The sequence below is a fragment of the Aquimarina latercula DSM 2041 genome (genome assembly GCF_000430645.1).
Taxonomy (GTDB): Bacteria; Bacteroidota; Bacteroidia; order Flavobacteriales; family Flavobacteriaceae; genus Aquimarina; species Aquimarina latercula.
The window spans coordinates 178,059-197,611 of the sequence record NZ_AUMK01000012.1 but is presented as its reverse complement, the minus strand read 5'-3'; the positions used below and the strand labels follow the sequence as shown (position 1 = coordinate 197,611).

Genomic DNA, 19,553 nt, shown 5'->3' with positions numbered 1-19,553 from the left:
ATGATTTTCATATAGTTAGGACTAATAAAACTAGGATATTTTGATCTCAAAAAATATCCTAGTTAGCTATTACCAATCTTATTTTTTTACAAACAATAAAGATTCTTTAAATCCTATCGATTTAATAGATAAGAAATAGGAACCAGATGGTAATTCTGAAACATCCACAGTTTCTATTTCTTTTTCAGTCATAAACTCTTTTACTACTTTCCCTTCAATACTAATTATCTGAAGAGTTTTTAATTCTGATGACATTCCAGAAATGGTTAAAAAAGAATCCGACAAAGGGTTAGGAAAAGCTTTAATCTGCGAAACATCAATTACTGGATTAGACCTATTACAATTTGGAGCAGATACCGAATTACTGAAATATATCGTATATCCTTCAGATTTGGAGACCAGTGCAAAATTAGCACCGTCTCTAGCTATCCAATAAGAACCATCTAATCCATCAAAATCCGTATTCATTAATGTAACTTCTGGATTAGAATTCTTCAACTGAAAAGTCATGGAACCTTTAAAATCTACGTACCAATCCGGAGATCCATTATTTGTATTAATAGCAAACTGATATAAACCATTACTATCTGGCACCCAATTAATCGTAAATTTTCTGAAGTTCCCTAATTTAGGCCCGTTATCCCCTAACACATGTACATTAGAATAGGTTACCTTATCCATAGCATTAAGACCGCTATTGATCGGAGTACCAAATGAACAGCTATTATTGCCATCTCCATCACTTCCATTATCATCGTCTCCTTCTACAGTTAAGGTAAAAGTGGCTTCACTTTGTTTACCATCATTATCAGTAGCTACAGCTTTAACCGTATACGTCCCAGCAGATCTTCCATTTACTTCTTGTGGATTAGGGGAACTATTATGACCCCACTCATATGGTGCTACATTCTCTTGACGAACTAAACTGTTATTAATATATAATTTTACATTAGAAACACTTCCATCAGAATCAGAAGCATTTGCAACTACGGTAAGATCATATCCCTCTTCTAAAGTAATGTTACCAGATGGTGAAGCAAATGAAACATTTGGAGCTTGATTACTAGTTGGTGACTTAACAATTACCGTTCTTGAAACTTCTGTAGAAAGCCCTTCTTGCCCTTCTTCAAAAGCTCTTGCGCCTATTGTATATGTTCCTGCTACTGTTGGTGTCCAAGTAACCGTATAAGGAGCTGTTTGATCTTGATCATAATAGCTACCGTTTACTTTAAAATTAACTCGACCTACATCGCCATCAGGATCCAAAGCGTTTGCTCTTAAGACAATTGTTTCTCCTAAAGTAAACTCTTGATTATTCTGAGATGGATTCGTTAAGGCTACTGTTGGTGGTTTATTAGAATCAGAAGAAGTCCCCGAAGGAGTTGCAGCTGCTAAAGTTGTTGCGACTCTCATTTCGTCATAATAAGTGCTAACATCAAAGTTGCACGCATTAGAGTTATATGATCCCCATTTCGGATATACAACAGTACCATCAAATGTTTTATGATATGCTCTCTTACCATCCGAGGACAACGTTACTTTATAATCCTGAAATCCTGAATTGGTTAAAGTTTGTTTCTCTCCATTATACCAGAATTCTATATATCCTACATCTTTATTTCTAGACAGTTTTATTTTTATGACAAAACTCACCCAAGTATTTTCTGGAATAGATTTATTCCATAAAGTAGTTTTGCGTCTGCTAATAGATCCACTACAAGAATTCCACGACGGATAACAAGGACCCCAAGCACTAAGACTTAAGTTCCCATTGCCATACCCCATATTAAGAGGGTAATTTTGAGTGTTATTTTGATTACCAGCATCAGTTTTCCACTGCCACACAGCGATTCCGCTAGTAATGTTAGGTGTTGAATTTATTTTCCATCTCCATCCATAATATAGTACATCCCCATCCTTAGGCACATGATTATTAACCGTACCCGTCGTTCTGGCAAATTCCCCTCTTTTCTGACCTTTCGGTTTACGAACTCTCCAAACTTTTCCATATTCCGAATCATTCGTAGTAGTAGCTGTAGATGAATTATTAGATTGATTATTACAGTAATCTCCAGCATTACCAGAATCAAATCTTCTGAAGCTGCTATTCACACTCTTATTAGGATCTCCATACCAAAGCACTTGGCTATGTGCATAAACCCCTGCTAATAGAAATATTATTATAAAAACCGTATTTCTAATTTCATTTTTTTTCATAATTCGCGATGGTATTAGTATATACAAATTGATAATCTTATTATTAACTTATATATGTATTTAACTAGTTTAGTTAGTGTTATACCTTTTTTCTTATTTAATAAACAAAAAGGATTGTTTCGAGTTCTTACTTCTACTAATCAGCAAATATGGACCAGAAGGAAGTTCTGAAACATCCATAGTTTCTGAAGTGTTTGTAGAATTTAATTCTTTGATTATTCGTCCTTGGAGATCAACAATTTGTAAGACCTTAGTCTTTGTAGACAAACCACCAATGTAGATAACATTATCCTTGACAGGATTAGGATAAACAATCATCTTCTCTTCAATATTATCAATACCTGAAGATCGATTACAATCTGGAACAGATGATGAGTTACTGAAATATATAGCGAAGTCCTTTATCTTAGAAACCATCACAAAACTATTAGCTTCTTGTGTGACCCAATAAGATCCATCTAAACCTTCAAATCCAGTATTGTTCAAAGTAACTTCTGGATTAGAATTCTTCAACTGAAAAGTCATTGTAGTTTTAAAGTCTACATACCAATCTGGTGAACCATTATTTGTATTGATTGCAAACTGATATAATCCGATATTAGAAGGAACCCAATTAATAGTAAACTTTCGAAAATTACCAAGTTTTGGACCATCACTTCCTAAAATATGAACATTAGAATACGATATCTTATCCATAGCACTAAGACCGCTATTGATAGGTGTACCAAATGAACAACTATTATTACCATCTCCATCGCCTCCATTATCATCATCTCCTTTTACAGTTAAAGCAAAAGTGGCTTCACTTTGTTTACCATCATTATCAGTAGCTACAGCTTTAACTGTATACGTCCCAGCAGATCTTCCATTTAACTCTTGTGGATTTGGAGAACTATTATGACCCCACTCATATGGTGCTACATTCTCTTGACGAACTAAACTGTTATTAATATATAATTTTACATTAGAAACACTTCCATCAGAATCAGAAGCATTTGCAACTACCGTTAGATCATATCCCTCATCTACAGTAAGGTTACCAGATGGTGAAGCAAATGAAACATTTGGAGCTTGATTACTAGTTGGGGACTTAACAATTACCGTTCTTGAAACTTCTGTAGAAAGCCCTTCTTGTCCTTCTTCAAAAGCTCGTGCTCCTATAGTGTATGTACCTGCTGAAGTCGGTGTCCAAGTTACAGTATAAGGAGCCGTTTGATCTTGATCATAATATCCACCATTAACTTTAAAATTAACTCGATCAACATCTCCATCAGGATCTGATGCATTCGCTCTTAAGGTAATCGTCTCACCAAGTGTAAACTCTTGATTATTCGATGATGGATTGGTTAATGCAACTTGTGGTGGTTTGTTATCCTCGCCACCGTCTGGTGGGTTACCGCATCCTGTCCAAACTTTAAAATCATCAAAAAACGTATATTCTGTTCTTGGAGAATGCCAAACAGGATCTGTTCTACTTCCTCCACGATAGGTATTCATAATTAAAGCATTGATTTTTAAGCTGCTTTTTCCTGAGTTTCGAATTTTCGCATTGTTATCACGATACGTTTCTACTCCATCAATCCACATGATTACTTTACCATTTTTTTGGCCTGGTGTATTCATTTTGATGTACTGACGGATTGTATACCATTTATCATCTTTCAGATTAGAAAAAATTCTTTTTCCGTCTCCACAATCTCCATCTTTTCTAGCACTCCCATCTTGTTTTTCGGCAAAGTAACTGTAAAGAATAAGATAAGGTGCATTGGTTTGCGCCCTATTTCTTCTCCACATCAAACGTGCAGACCATCCATTTGTATTGTATTTACATCCAGATGGAATAGTTCCACGACCAGTACTTTCACTATTAATCCCGCTGGTAGAACCTCCCAATCCTGGCAATTTTCCACCAGTAGCCCAGAAAAAATTATCATCAAATTTTACCTTATATTCTAAATACGCTTCATCTACGGCATCAAAATAAGGATCAAAGAGAAAACCACCTGATCTACCTGAGGCATCATTTTTTAAATACTGCGCTCGTAAAGTTCCATTAACAATCCTTGTTTCTTGCGGAGTATTTTCTATCAAATTACTTGCAGCGCCGGGACCTTCTACTCCTCTATATGTAGATGCAGTCCAAGGTTTGACTTTATTATTAAAATCATTTTTGATATCTGCAATAGAGTATCGTCTGTTGTTCCAATTATTGAAATCAACATCGATTATAGTATTACATTGAGCAAAAGTGTCTTGATTATTAAAAAGAAGTGCGATCACTATCAAAAATGATAGCGTAAAAACATTCTTATTTATATACCGTTTATAAACAATCTTTTCTTTCATGATTATAAAATTTTTAATTAGTTAATTAGTTGAGTTTGGTTATTAATTCTTTATTAGTTTATATCTTTTCGATGCTACCTTGAAAGATTTTAACTCGATAAAATAAAGTCCATTCTGTAATGAAGTAACATCAATTGAAATCGATTCTTTCTTAATTGGCTTTATTGATTTAACTTTCTGACTATTTATATTATAAATCACTATTTCGCTAATAGATGGATCAACACCGCTTAGCAAAATTGAACTATTGGCAGGATTTGGGTAATAAGAAAAGGAATCTACCTTTTCTAAATCAGGTTGGGATTTATTATCGCAAGAAGGAAATTCATTAGAATTACTGAAATACAATGTAAATCCTCTAGTCTTAGAAACCATTATAAAATTATCTTGATCTCTAGCAATCCAATAAGAACCGTCTAATCCAGAAATTCCAGAATCATTAATTGTTATTTCAGGACTTGATTGTCCCAACGTATGAGTTACTTTATTTTTAAGATCTATGTAATAACTAGGAATTCCATTATTGGTATTGATCGCAAATTGATATAAACCATTATTCGTGGCATTCCAATTAATAGTAAGCTTTCTAAAATTGTCTAGTGCAGGTCCATTATTTCCTAAAACGTATGCTTCGGAAAAAGACGTCTTTTCAATACTTGAGATACTATTATTTACAGGAGTATCGAAGGAACAATTATCACTATTATCTGTATCTTCATTTTGTACAGTAAGCGTAAATATAGTTTCTGAAGTTGCCCCATCATTATCTATTGCAACCGCTTTAAAAACATGTGAACCAACAGGCAAATTATTTACTTCATCTGGATTTGGCGATGAAGCATGACCCCATTCATAGGGAGCAACACTTTCTTGTCTTATAAGAGTATCATCTATATAAAGTTTTACATTACTAACACTCCCATCGGTATCAGAGGCATTAACTCTAACATCAAGAATATAACCTTCATCAACGGTAATATTATTAGAAGGTGTTGCGAATGTAACGACTGGTGGTTGATTTGTATTATCTCCGTCTCCATCATTATCGCTATCATCTCCTATTCTGGTTGTCGAAACAATGAAATCATCAAAGTAGGCTTCTAGGTCTTTGGTAGGCTGGAAAGTTTCATCACTACCTCCAAAAAAGGTTGATAAATAAATAATATTAAGATGAATATCTTCTTCTCCAACTTGCCTGTAATCACCATTATCTGTAATATCTATCGCAAGCTCTCCATTTAACCAACCTCTCATTATTCCATCATTCTGCCCAGGAGTATTTAGCTTATTATACATTTCTACATGATTCCACTGCCCTTTTTTAAACTTCACCTGATCCGCCTGAGGTTCTCCATTAGGTTCTTCATAAGGATCTGTTAGACTCCAATTAATAGATGCATGCCATCCATCCCAAGTAGGTTCTGTATTATAATGCACATAGAACTCAACCAGTCCATCGTATCTCCACATTAGACGTAAAGACATATTCCTTTCTGAAGTCTGATATGCTAAACCAGGTAATTTACCCCCTGCTCGAAATTCAAAATCTTCTGGAAAGTATATCCAATAACTAATATATAATTCATCATACTCTCCTTCTACATCAAATGGTACTTTAGTATGCATACCACTTTCTCCGGTTTTAACCTGTCCTTTTGGATACTTAACATCTAGTACTTTTCCTCGATTTTCAAAATCAGAAATATGTACTCTACCTTCATCTGCTCCTTTACAAAAGGAAACATTTAGTGCTTCTTTTATCTGATCTCTATTATATTGCCCGGAGGACAAATGATCAAAATCATATTGATATACATAGTTTTCTTGAGCAAATAAGAATGAAGTAAGGCTCAATAAAATAAATGTAAAACTATTTTTTACGTATTTATAATTCATGATGTATGCGTTTTGAATCATTAGAATCATCATCAGATAACTTAGTCAGCTACCTGATGATGATGATTGGCTAATACTATTACTGTTTAGTAAATAGAATGGATTTTCTGAATTTTAATCCTTTAACAATAAGAATATACATACCTGATTTTAGCTTAGAAACATCTAAACCTACTTCTGTATTCTCAATATACTCTTGAAGTACAATCTTACCTTGCATATCAGCAACTTCTAACGTAGATTTTTCCTGAGCTATCCCTGTAACATTAAGTATGTTATCACTAACAGGGTTTGGAAACAATTTAATATTGGTTAATTTATCTTCATCTACTGGTGATTTATCATCATCACAGTTAGGAGCTGTATCAGAGTTACTGAAATAAATTGAGAAGTTTCCGCTTTTAGAGACCATAACAAAATTATTTCCATCTTTTGCAACCCAGTAAGAGCCATCTAAACCACCAAGCCCAGAGTTAGTTATTGTTAACTCAGGATTACTAGTGTTAAAATTGGCATTACTAAAAGGTCTAAGATCAACATAGTAATTAGGAACACCATTGTTTGTGTTTATTGCAAACTGATATAATCCATTATATTGTGGGTTCCAGTTGACACTAAATTTTCTAAAGTTATCCAACGCAGGACCACCGCTTCCCAACACATGTACTTCTGTAAAAGATACTCCATCAAACGCTGGTAAAGCACCACTAGAAGGAGTTCCAAATGAACAATCATTGCCTCCACCAGTATCTTCACCTGTTACTGTTAATGTAAAGGTGGTCTCGGAAGTAGCCCCTTCATTATCCGTAGCTGTAGCTCGAAATGTATGATCCCCAGCTGCTAAACCAGTTGTTTCTGCTGGGTTAGGTGATGTGCTATGCCCCCATTCATATGGATCGAATCTTTCTTGTCTTATAAAATTACCATTGATATAAAGTTTTACATTATCTATGGTTCCATCACTATCGGAAGCATTTACTTTGATATAAAGGCTACTATATCCTTCATCGACTGTTAAATTACCAGAAGGTGTTTCGAAAGAAATTGCAGGAGGCGTATTATCTCCTCCATTATCGCTAGATACCGTAATATTTACGTTGCCAGAAGTTGTTGTTGCTCCATCATTATCCGTTGCTTTTGCAGTTAAATTATAACTACCTGCTTGAGCATTATTGATATTATACTGGTATGGAGATGATGAATCTTCTCCCAATTTTACAGAACCATTATAAAATTCAACTTTTGTTATACTTCCATCTGAATCTGATGCATTAGCTATTATTGTTATATTATCTCCTTCTTGATATGATTGTCCATTAGTAGGAGATGTAATATTGACACTTGGATTTTGATTTCCTCCACCGTCATTACAAGGAACGATGTTCCAACTTGGGCAAGATTGTGTAACAAAATTCGTAGTTCCATCACTTATAGGGAAATCTGCAGAGTTTGGATTACGCGTATTATTCCATACGTGAATTTCTGAAGGGTCTCCTTGTTTTTTTCTTGCTGTTTGAATTTCGTTAGCTCTACTACCTAAATTAAAAGTATTATCAAAAATTGCATTTCTAAAACCAGTATTGAATCCAGTTCCTCTATCTAAAAAATCAACTCCAGCATTAATAATCGTAGATCCATCCAAATTAAAGGTGTTGTTATATACAAAAGCATAAGCTCCTTTAAGATCAATAAAAGCATCTGCACTATTTTCTCCAGATATCCCTTGCGCAGAGAAAGTACAATTACGGATAATTGTATTTTTAGTTCCTTCTTTTACATCGACACCTTCTGCTGTTACATTAGGCCCTACAATACAACCATCAATAATATTATTATTACATTCTCTTTCGTAATCATCATGCTGTCCTTTATCAGATCCCACATATAAACCTTCTCCAATTCCTGGTTTTTTGATACCCACATTATATACTCGACAATCTTTTACAAGGTTAGAACTCGACCCATCTCTTAAATGAATTCCTTCTTCTCCTAATTCTCTAACTGTTAGATTTTCTAGGATTCCATTATTGGCATTATCCAATACAATTCCTTTAGAACCTTCTTCAAAAATTATATTTTTTATTTCCCAATAATCTCCTAGCATGTGCAATACATATCCATCATACTTCCCATTTTCACCTTTTAATATTGGTGGATTGGAAGGGTTTTGTGCTCTCATAATGATAGGTTGCGAAGCTGTACCATTTTTATCTGAAGCAAATCTAGCTGCTCTTCCTCCTATATTAATTTTATCTGGAGCCTCATAGGTTCCTGAAGCAATTATAATTTCATCTCCTGGTTGTGCATTTTGCATAGCATTTCTAATACAGTCTACTGTATTACAATTGATGGTACCACTAGGCCCATCAGGATCTCCTCCATCATCTTCTGACCAGTTTTTTATAAGGTCTTTTATGTAATTTCCTGTTGGTGTTAGTTGATTATTTTTTAATCCATCAATCCCCTTTCCTAATTCTACTACAGAAGATCTTTCAGCTCTTGTAGGATCATTGTTACTAGGTTTATCACTAACTGACCAATTTACGTGGCTAATATTATTGTCTTTGAAAAATTGCATCCATCTTTCTGTTTCTGGAATTTCTAAAGCTCCATCACCACTAGCATCAACCGCTCCCCATTCTGTAACAAATAATGCTATACCATTGTTCATAGCTGTTGTAGCTTTTTGTCTTAAACTATTTGTATGTGTCCCTGAATAAAAATGTAAAGTGTATGCTGTATTAGCATCACTTATTGGATTATTTGATGCTACATCAACATCCTGAGACCAAGTAGGAGAACCTACGATAATAAGATTATCCGGATCTTCAGATCTAATAGCTGCAATTACCGTTTCGGAATAACTTTTTACTATTGACCAAGATTGGTTAATCGGCTCGTTATATACTTCATAAATAACATTAGGTTTATCTCCGTATAATTGTGCCATTTCCTTAAAAAAGTCAGCAGCTTCCGAAGTATATTGTTCAGCTTCATGAGTATGCCAATCTATTATCACATAGATTCCTTCTGTTATCGCTGCATCAATTACTTTTCTAATTTTATTTTTTTGGAAATTAGGACTATCAATGTAACCTGTACCTCCATCCCAGTTTTCTTTTACTCCCATAGCTACGCGGATGATTGAACTATTCCAATCACTGGTAAGATGTGATACGGTTTCGGCATCATAAAAATCCGATGTATCTCCCGCATTACTCCAGAATAAACTATTTCCAGCCAGACTGACCGGATCATTATTTTTATCAACAATTTGATTTCCTTGTACTCTTAATCTTCCATGTTTCTGTACAACTGTTTGAGCTACTCCTCCTGCCCAAATAAATAATAGTAGTGCTAACCATAAAAAACGGTTTGCTGAAAAATGTTTCTTGTGTGTGTAATACATTTTCATAATTACGTTAGTTTGTGTGTGTTATGTTATTATAATAAATGATCCGAAAATATAGGCCTACAGCTTTATTCATATAGGTTTTCTATACATCATATACTTTACCTAAAAAATCTATTGCTCTATTTAATGAAGATATAATCCTAAGTCACTACGCCAGATTAATTTTTCTTATCAGTATATAAGTACTGAAATAAGCATATATGCATAGATTGGACTATAATGATATAATCATTAGTAACGAGCCAGAAATTCTTCTGGTACGATCCATTATTTAAAAATGATATGTCCAAATTCCGGAAGGGTGGGAGATAGAATTTAGATATCGAACTTACTTGCAATTTTATTTGATTTTAATTATTGATATTTTCGTAATTGGTCTTGGTTCATTAACCTTTTACTTAAATCAATTTATTAATATGAAAATCAAATACCTTTATTTAAATTTCTATTTTATAAAGGAGTAAATCATACTTTTATTTATAAGTTGCCTAAGATTTAATCTAGACAATTTTTATTAACTCTTTTTAATTGTTTTTAGTATTTCATATCTCTGGAATTTCTATCAGTAAAATGAATACTAATTACCATAATCTTTAATTATTCTATTACATTAAAAAAACAATGTTTTATACTTATTTTAGTTTTTCTGGAAAAACTATACTAGATATATTAACACGATTTAATTAAATAGATTCATTAATAAAGTGTGCGTGCATCATAATAGGTTTTAAAATTATTGCAGGATAATATTAGTATTAAATACGTTTTTAATAATACGCTTTTGGGGGTAAATAAATACAAGTATCTGATTATTAGATTTTTAATTTTATAAAATTCAATATAAAAAATGGCATTAACATACCCTCCTTACTTAATAAACACATCAATTAATCAATACTAATTCAATAGAATTTCGCACCAAAAACCATTCTCCATAATTTACTACAGACAAAAGCTGATCTTAGAAATATAATTTATTACCGCTCAGAAGAATCCAGTATAATATTGAGGTGGTCCAGATTATAAAAGATATAATTTTAATTTATCTCTACCCTAGATCAAAATCCTTCTCCGGATTTGTATGTAAGAATAAATCCATTTGTATTATTAAATGGAGTATTTCTATCAAATGCAGTATAACTATAGGCAAAACGCCAGTTCTCCAGAAAATAAAGTCCAATAAGTCCATTAAATGATGAACTGCTTCGATAACCTCCTCCGACTTCTATTCTATTCTTATAATTAACAGATACATTAAAATCAAACTGAGCAGGCGCGTCAGCCTCAAACTTAACTAACATGCTTGGCTGTAGCCGTATTTCTTGGAATCTACTGAGATACAATCTATAACCACCATATAAATAATATGGCGTTTGAATATTTACATTTTGGTCAGAAGCAATACTATCAGAGAACAAATTTTGCACAGAAAATCCAATATAAAGTTTATTATGATTATAAAGAGCTCCAAAACCAAAAGTTGGAACAGTCACGTTAACATCATTTTCAAAGTTTGGATCTCCTTGTATATTTAATCGTGATAGATCTTCATTAAAGAAAAGTACTCCCGTAGTTAATCCAAATGATAATACATTAGGATTATAATTCCACCAACGTGCTCTATTATAATTCTCATCTAACAATATTTTGTAAGCATAGGATCCAAAAATCGTTGTTGCAGAAGTGACTCCAATTTGATCACTTATAAAACCACCACTTATCCCAACCTTATCATCAAAAACACTTGTATTTAGAATTCCTGAAAACGTTCTTGGGCTTCCCTCAAACCCACTTAGGTATCCAAAATTACTTAAGCTTACCTCTGTATCCGGACTATATCCAGAATGAGCAGGATTGATTAATACTGGATTATAATAATAATCAGAAAACACTGGTGTTTGCTGAGCTTGTATAGAGTTCTTGCATACTAACAAAATAAGTATTGTTAGCACATTATATATATGCTTTGTCATAAAATTATCGTTTTAAAACTAAAAATCCTTTTAGTTTTTTTAGAGAATTACTTTGGGGGATATTAATACTAAAGAAATAGGTGCCTTCTGGCAATGCACCACCACCAAGATTGGTTAGACGATTTGCATCACCTCTAAAAACCCTTGAAGTATTATTGTATCCTGAAATTTCAAATACCATATCTCCCCAACGATTATAAATAGAGACAGTATTTCCAGGGTAATTTTCAATTCCGTCAATTTCCCAGAATTCATTAATTCCATCACCATCTGGAGAAAACCCGTATTTGGTATCATCCTCTACAATAATTATCGGATTTTCTGTGATAAAATTCTCTTCAGAACATCCTGTAGCATCTCCTAATATGTTGTATGGGGTAATAGTTACAAAAATTGTAGTATTCTCTGGTAAATCAATTGGCAAATCAAAAGTTGTAACATTACCAATATCCTGATTATTTATAATATCCGTAACACCAGAACTCGTCCCAACTGTTAGTCTATATCCAGTAGCATCAGAAACTGCATTCCAACTTATGTCTGTATCTACAGAAACATCTGTATCTCCACTTAAAGGATTAGATAATGTAGTACAACTCGGAATCGTTGCTAAAGTCTCTGTAGTAAAACTCTCTTCTGAACATCCTGTAGCATCTCCAACTGCATTGTACGGAATAATAGCAACAAAAATCTCAGTATTCTCCGGTAAATCAGTTGACAAATCAAAAGTAGTTACATTACCAACATCCTGATTATTTATAATATCACTTCCGCCAGAACTTGTTCCAACTATTAATCGATATCCTGTAGCATCAGAAATTGAATTCCAGCTTAAATCCGTTCCTATAGAAATATCAGTAGCTCCATCCAAAGGAATCGATAAAGTAGTACAACTTGGAATCGTTGCAACAGTTTCGGTAGTAAAACGCTCTTCTGAACATCCCGTAGCATCACCAACGGCATTGTACGGAATAATGGCAACAAAAATCTCAGTATTCTCTGGTAATTCTGCTGGTAAATCAAAAGTAGTTACATTACCTACATCCTGATTATTTATAATATCACTCCCACCAGAACTTGTTCCAACTATTAATCGATATCCTGTAGCATTAGAAACTGCATTCCAACTTAAATCCGTTCCTATAGAAATATCAGTAGCGCCATCCAAAGGAATCGATAAGGTAGTACAACTTGGAATCGTTGCAACAGTTTCGGTAGTAAAACTCTCTTCTGAACATCCCGTAGCATCACCAACGGCATTATACGGAATAATGGTAACAAAAATCTCAGTATTCTCCGGTAAATCTGCTGGCAAATCAAAAGTCGTTACATTACCAACATCCTGATTATTTATAATATCACTTCCGCCAGAACTTGTTCCAACTATTAATCGATATCCTGTAGCATCAGAAATTGAATTCCAACTTAAATCCGTTCCTATCCCAACGTTAGCAGCTCCATCTAAAGGAATCGATAAAGTAGTACAACTTGGAATCGTTGCTATAGTTTCTGTAGTAAAACTTTCTTCTGAACATCCAGTAGCATCACCAACCGCATTATACGGAATAATGGTAACAAAAATCTCAGTATTCTCTGGCAAATCTGCTGGCAAATCAAAAGTCGTTACATTACCTACATCTTGATTATTTATAATATCTGTAGCACCAGAACTTGTTCCAACTATTAATCGATATCCTGTAGCATCAGAAATTGAATTCCAACTTAAATCTGTTCCTATCAAAACGTTAGTAGCTCCATCCAAAGGAATTGATAAAGTTGTACAACTTGGAATCGTCGCTATAGTTTCTGTTGTAAAACTTTCTTCTGAACATCCTGTAGCATCTCCAAAACTATTATAAGGAACTATTGTAACAAATATTTCTGTCCCTTCTGGCAAATCAGCTAGTAAATCAAAAGTAGTAACATTACCAACATCTTGATTATTTATAATATCTGTGGCTCCAGAACTTGTTCCTACTGTTAATCGATATCCATCCGCATTAAAACTGCTGCTCCATGTTAAATTACTACCTATTGCAATGTCTACAGCTCCATTTAAGGGAATAGTAAGTGTGGTACATGCTGGAGGATCATTTAGTGTAGATTCTCCTGTTCTAAAACTTTCTTCCATACATCCAACTGCGTCACCAACATCATTATATGGTATAATTGTTACATAAAAAGTTCTGTTTTCAATAAGATCCGTTGGAAAATCATATATAGTTACATTTCCTACGTCAATACTATTCGCTATTTCAATACCGCCTTGAGTGATTCCTACAGAAACCAAGTAACCTGTGGCTCCATCAACACTATTCCAACTTAAATCTGTATCGATTGCTACATTAGTTGCTCCATTTAAAGGATCCGAAATCGTAGTACAAGAAGGCACAACAGGAATCAACTCTGTAGTAAAACTTTCTTCTGCACATCCAGTTGCATTTCCTTCTTCGTTATACGGGGTTATAGTAACGAAGATTTCGGTATCTTCCGGTAAATCATTTGTCAAATCATAAGTGGTAACATTGCCAACATCTTCATTATTTAAAATATCATTCCCACCTGTAGATGTACCTACTGTTAAAAAATAACCATCAGCATCAGCAATTGCTTGCCAAGAAACATCGGTTGTTATAGTAACATCAATAGTTCCAGCCAAAGGAGTTACCAATATTGTGCAATCTGGCACCGTAGCAGGATTTGTTGACAGAAAAAATGTTTCGGCAACACAACCTGTGGCGGTACCTTCGTCATTTCTAGGCTCTATAAGAACTGTTACGCTAGTAGAACCGACAAGTTCATTAGCCATAAATTCATAAGATTCTGTAGTAACAGTTGCATTAATTATGGTTCCACTTGGTTGAAGCGTAATTGTAAGCACATATTCAGTTGCATACAGAACTGGTTCCCAAACAAGGTTTGTATTTATTGGCACATCTACATCGCCGTTTTCAGGCGATGTTAGCTGTGTACATACTGGAATCGGACAATCCCGAATATCATCTGTAAAAATCCATCCATAGGTATCGATCATGGATTGTCTTTCATCTATACTATCACAATAAAGCAATGATTCTGCACCTAAATTAATTCCTGTAGTCAATGCCTGTTCTGACCAAGCAATTAATGTACTATCATAATTTTCTCTTGTTAATGAAGTATTATCCAACATATCTAACATATTGCTAACGCTACTTATATTCCAATCACCGAGAAACTGATCAAAGGCCGTAGCATTTTCTAACATAGATTGCATACTAACACTACCTATATCCCACATATTCATTTCTTGATTATAACTACTGGCATTTCTAAACATATAATCCATATTCTGAACTCCACTAACTCTCCAATTATTTAATAATCGATTGAAAGAAGTAGCTCCATCAAACATATATGCCATCGTATTTACTCCTCTTACATTCCAACTGCTAATAGCTTCATTAAAAGAAGTAGCACCCTGAAACATTCCTTCCATCGTAGTTACCGAAGCTACATTCCAAGAATCCATTGCTTGGTTATAAGATGTAGCGTTTCTAAACATTTCTTCCATAGTCGTTACAAAAGAAACGTTCCAAGAATCAATATTTTGATTAAATGCAGTAGCGCCACTAAACATTTCCTGCATATTCTGAACCTCTCCTGTATCCCAACTATCTAATGATTGATCAAATACAATTGCATCCTTAAACATAGAATCCATATTTGTTACCACAGCAACATCCCAAGGATTCAAATTCTGATTAAAAGCTGAAGCACTTTCAAACATAGAAGTCATAAGTGTTACAGAACTCACATTCCAATTATCGATGGGTTGATTGAATGCATTAGCTCTTCTAAACATAGAAGTCATGTTGGCAACTGCACTTACATTCCAAGCATTTAATGGTTGATCGAATGCTTGGGCATTTTGGAAAGTAGAAACCATACTTACCACAGAATTTACATCCCAATTATTAAGTGGTTCATTAAATGCCAAAGCATCCTCAAACATGGACTGCATAGTGATTACATTGGTCACATTCCAAGAATTTATATCTTGATTAAATACAGAAGCTTCATGAAACATTTCTGACATATCTGTAACATTTCCAACATTCCAATTATTTAGAGGTTGATCAAATTGAGGACAATACGCAAACATTTCTCTCATATCGGTAACATTGTCTACATCCCAATCGTTTAAAGATGCATTAAACTCCATATCTAGAAAAAAACCATTAAACATCTCTGCCATATTAGTTACATTGCTAACATCCCAAGCATTTAAAGATTGATTAAAGATCAATGCTCTTTTAAACATTCCTGCCATATTGGTTACGTTGCTAACATCCCATGAGTCCATAGGAGAATTATATAGTCTAGCACCCTCAAACATTGATGCCATATTTGTTACCGACGAAACATCCCAACCATTAATATTTTGAGTAAAACTAGTTGCAGATCTAAACATACTTGACATAAACTCTACATTAGATGTATTCCAAGCATCCAAAGGTTGATTAAAACTAGTAGCGGCAGAAAACATTCTCGACATATTCGTAACATTATCAACGACCCAATTGTCCAGAGGTTGATTAAAAGCAGTGGTACGATTAAAAAGACCACTCATATCTGTAACATTACTCACATCCCAATCATTAATATTTGCATCAAATAAAACAGCCCCATCAAACATCTCGTTCATACTTGTCACCTGTGATAAATTAGGTATGTCCGTAGCATTGTAAATCATATTTTCGCAATCATTACAGGCTTTTTCCATAGATAGATATTCGAATGTTCCCCATCGATCAATAGAAAGTACTTTTTCGCCATCTCCAAAAACTCCAAAATAAGGATTAGGGAACTCTCCTATAATGGCTACATTATATATTCCAGGAACATCATACGTATGGATAATATCAGAAGTTACATTATTATCATATTCTCCATCTCCCCAATCGATATTTATATTATAGGTAAAATCATTATTTGTTTCTACTTCAAATTGATCTAAAGGTGTTGTAGCAAAACCATCTATTCGGGTATCAATCTGTATTCTATATGCATTAGGGTTATTTTGCCAAGAGGATACTACCGAAAAACTTATTTCATCACAGTTTTCTGCAGGTCCTTCAGCATTATAAGGAACGACGGTAATGTATACAACATCTCCATCCAGAAATTCATTAGTAAACGTGATACGAGTAACATTTCCCAAATCTTCATTGTCATAAATCACTTGTGTAGCACCACCGTTTTCTCTTCGTAAACTTACTAAATAACCCGTTGCTTGCGGGGCAGCATTCCATACAATATCAGAATTAGCTGGCACTCCTGTTGCACCATCTAAAGGAGAGATTATTTCTGTACAAAAAACATTGGTACAATTAACAATATCACCTGTAATAGTCCAGTTAAAATTATCTATTAGTTCTTGCCTAGCAATTCTACCATCACAATAACGAATATTTAAGGCTCCCAAAGAAACATTTGATTGCACTGCTTGTGATGCCCATCCTATCAAGATATTATCATAATTTTCTTGCGACAAACCCGAATTAGACAGCATATTACCCATTTGCGTAACCGAGGTAATATTCCAAGAAGCTAAATTTTGATTAAACATTTGGGCTCCACTGAACATTACATTCATATTAGTTATGTTTTGAGTATCCCAATTTGTTATGTCCTGATTAAAACTTGTTGCTCCACTAAACATTGCTTGCGTATTCGTAACAGTAGATATAGCCCAATTGTCTAAAGGTTGGTCATAAATCGTGTTACTTGCAAACATTGTTGACATATTTGTAACGCTAGATACGTCCCAATCATTAATATTTTGGTTAAATGCTGACCAACCAAACATACCTGAAACATTTACAACAGCAGATGTATTCCATTGATCTAAGGGCTGATTAAATGGTGTAGTAAAAGAAGTATTTCCACCAAACATTCTAGACATAGAAGTTACAGAACTCACATCCCAATCATTTAATGGCAGATTAAATAACGCTCTATTAAACATTGAATTCATAGAAGTAACCCCGCTTACATCCCATTGATCCAATGGTAAATTAAAAACTGTAAAAAAGAACATCGTATCCATATTGGTAACTGAAGATACATCCCAATTATTAATAGGCTGACTAAAATTACGATTAACAGAAAACATTGATGACATATCTGTTACAGCTGAAACATTCCAATTATCTAAAGGTTGGTTAAAATTAATACATGAGAACATCCCGGACATATCCGTAACATTATCCACTATCCAATTATTAATATTTTGATTAAATGAATTAGCATCATCAAACATCTGAGACATATTGGTAACATTAGAAACATTCCAGTTATTCAGAGGATTATTATATGCACTAGCATCAAGAAACATTCTTGACATGTCGGTAACATTTGACACATCCCAATTATTGATATTTTGATTGAAACGTTCAGCATCATCAAACATACCTTGCATGTTGGTTACCGTTGCTGTATTCCAGTTATCTAAAGGTTCATTAAACAATTCTGCATCCCGAAAAGTTTCGGACATATCAGTTACATTTATTACATTCCAATTATCTAAAGGCCTATTAAATATTTCTGCGTCATAAAACATTCCCGAGATATCTGTAATTGTACCTATATCCCAATTATTAACAATACCGTTAAACGAAAGACACCCCCTAAACATATTTTTCAACGAGGTTGCTTGGGACAAGTTTGGAGAATCTATCGCGTCAAAATTAAGATTTCTACATCCATAGAAGGCATTCTCCATGGTTAACCATTCTATAATTCCCCACTCCAAAATTTCTATAATCTTTTCTCGATCTCCTGAATTATTAAAATAAATAGCTGGAAAATCACCACTTATTTTTACAGTATATATTCCAGATGTAGCATAGGTATGAGTAATATCGGTTGTAATACCAGTGTCCGAAGATCCATCTCCCCAATCTACTGTATAATTATAGGTATATGCCGGATTAGTAGGAATCGTTATTTCATTATCTAAAGAAGTTCCTGGTTGTGTTGTATCCCAAATCGAAGTAAACTCTCCAACAAAACTGGTAAACTCAGATTTTTCTATAGTATGTTCTAAAGAATATCCACCAAATAAAGGAACTATTAACAAACTATAACTCAGCAAATACAGTATGGTACGTAAGTGTATTTTTTTTATCATAAGAAATTTTTAAAATCAATTTTTCCTTGTAAACCAAATTAAAATCAACCATTACTAGGGATGACCTTATATTTACGCAAACAAAACTATGGTCTCTTCTTACCCCAGACAACCCTGAAAACCGTTGTTTTTAATTTAGTTTCCAAAATGAACCTAAATTGCATAAGCAAGATTCATTTCATTTTTATCAAAACTATGTATTAATGTTAGTGAAGACGTTTCAAATTATAATTTGAAACCTATAAATAATGTTTTTGGTGTTCTTTTCTTGCACAAAAAAGGATAGAAAATATTAAAATTGAGTATTAAAAAACCTGATAAACATCTATTTATCAGGTTTTTTTGTACTCAAGGTGGGAATCGAACCCACACTCTCGAAAGAACTGGATTTTGAATCCAGCGCGTCTACCAATTCCGCCACTTGAGCAACTTTGAATGAATTGGACGGCAAAATTAAAAAAATATTTTATCACATCCATTAAATAAGTAATAAAATACGAGTCAGAGTAGAAATAAATTTTTAAATTTGCAC

The 19,553-nt window shown here is 33.8% G+C and carries 6 protein-coding genes and 1 tRNA gene; all 7 read right to left on the bottom strand.

Translation table 11 applies throughout. The annotated features are described in order from the left end of the window. Window positions 1–78 precede the first annotated feature (78 nt). Window positions 79–2,217 (bottom strand): Ig-like domain-containing protein, encoded by a 2,139-nt coding sequence (locus H526_RS0112720; RefSeq protein WP_027393350.1) that lies wholly within the window; start codon window positions 2,215–2,217, stop codon window positions 79–81. A gap of 93 nt (window positions 2,218–2,310) precedes the next feature. Continuing rightward, complete coding sequence (locus tag H526_RS0112715) at window positions 2,311–4,563, bottom strand: polysaccharide lyase (RefSeq protein WP_027393349.1); 2,253 nt, start codon at window positions 4,561–4,563, stop codon at window positions 2,311–2,313. Between the two features lie 42 nt (window positions 4,564–4,605). Then, on the bottom strand, window positions 4,606–6,459 hold the full coding sequence (locus tag H526_RS0112710; protein WP_027393348.1) for a polysaccharide lyase: 1,854 nt from the start codon (window positions 6,457–6,459) through the stop codon (window positions 4,606–4,608). Window positions 6,460–6,538: 79 nt separating this feature from the next. Then, on the bottom strand, window positions 6,539–9,874 hold the full coding sequence (locus H526_RS30890) for a cellulase family glycosylhydrolase (protein ID WP_051336141.1): 3,336 nt from the start codon (window positions 9,872–9,874) through the stop codon (window positions 6,539–6,541). A 1,058-nt stretch (window positions 9,875–10,932) separates the two neighbouring features. Continuing rightward, window positions 10,933–11,847, bottom strand: a complete 915-nt coding sequence (locus H526_RS0112700) for a PorP/SprF family type IX secretion system membrane protein (RefSeq protein WP_027393347.1) — start codon at window positions 11,845–11,847, stop codon at window positions 10,933–10,935. Between the two features lie 4 nt (window positions 11,848–11,851). Next, window positions 11,852–19,021, bottom strand: coding sequence for a BspA family leucine-rich repeat surface protein (locus H526_RS30885; protein ID WP_051336140.1), 7,170 nt, complete (start codon window positions 19,019–19,021; stop codon window positions 11,852–11,854). Window positions 19,022–19,366: 345 nt separating this feature from the next. Next, window positions 19,367–19,448 (bottom strand) — tRNA-Leu (locus tag H526_RS0112690). Between the last annotated feature and the right edge of the window lie 105 nt (window positions 19,449–19,553).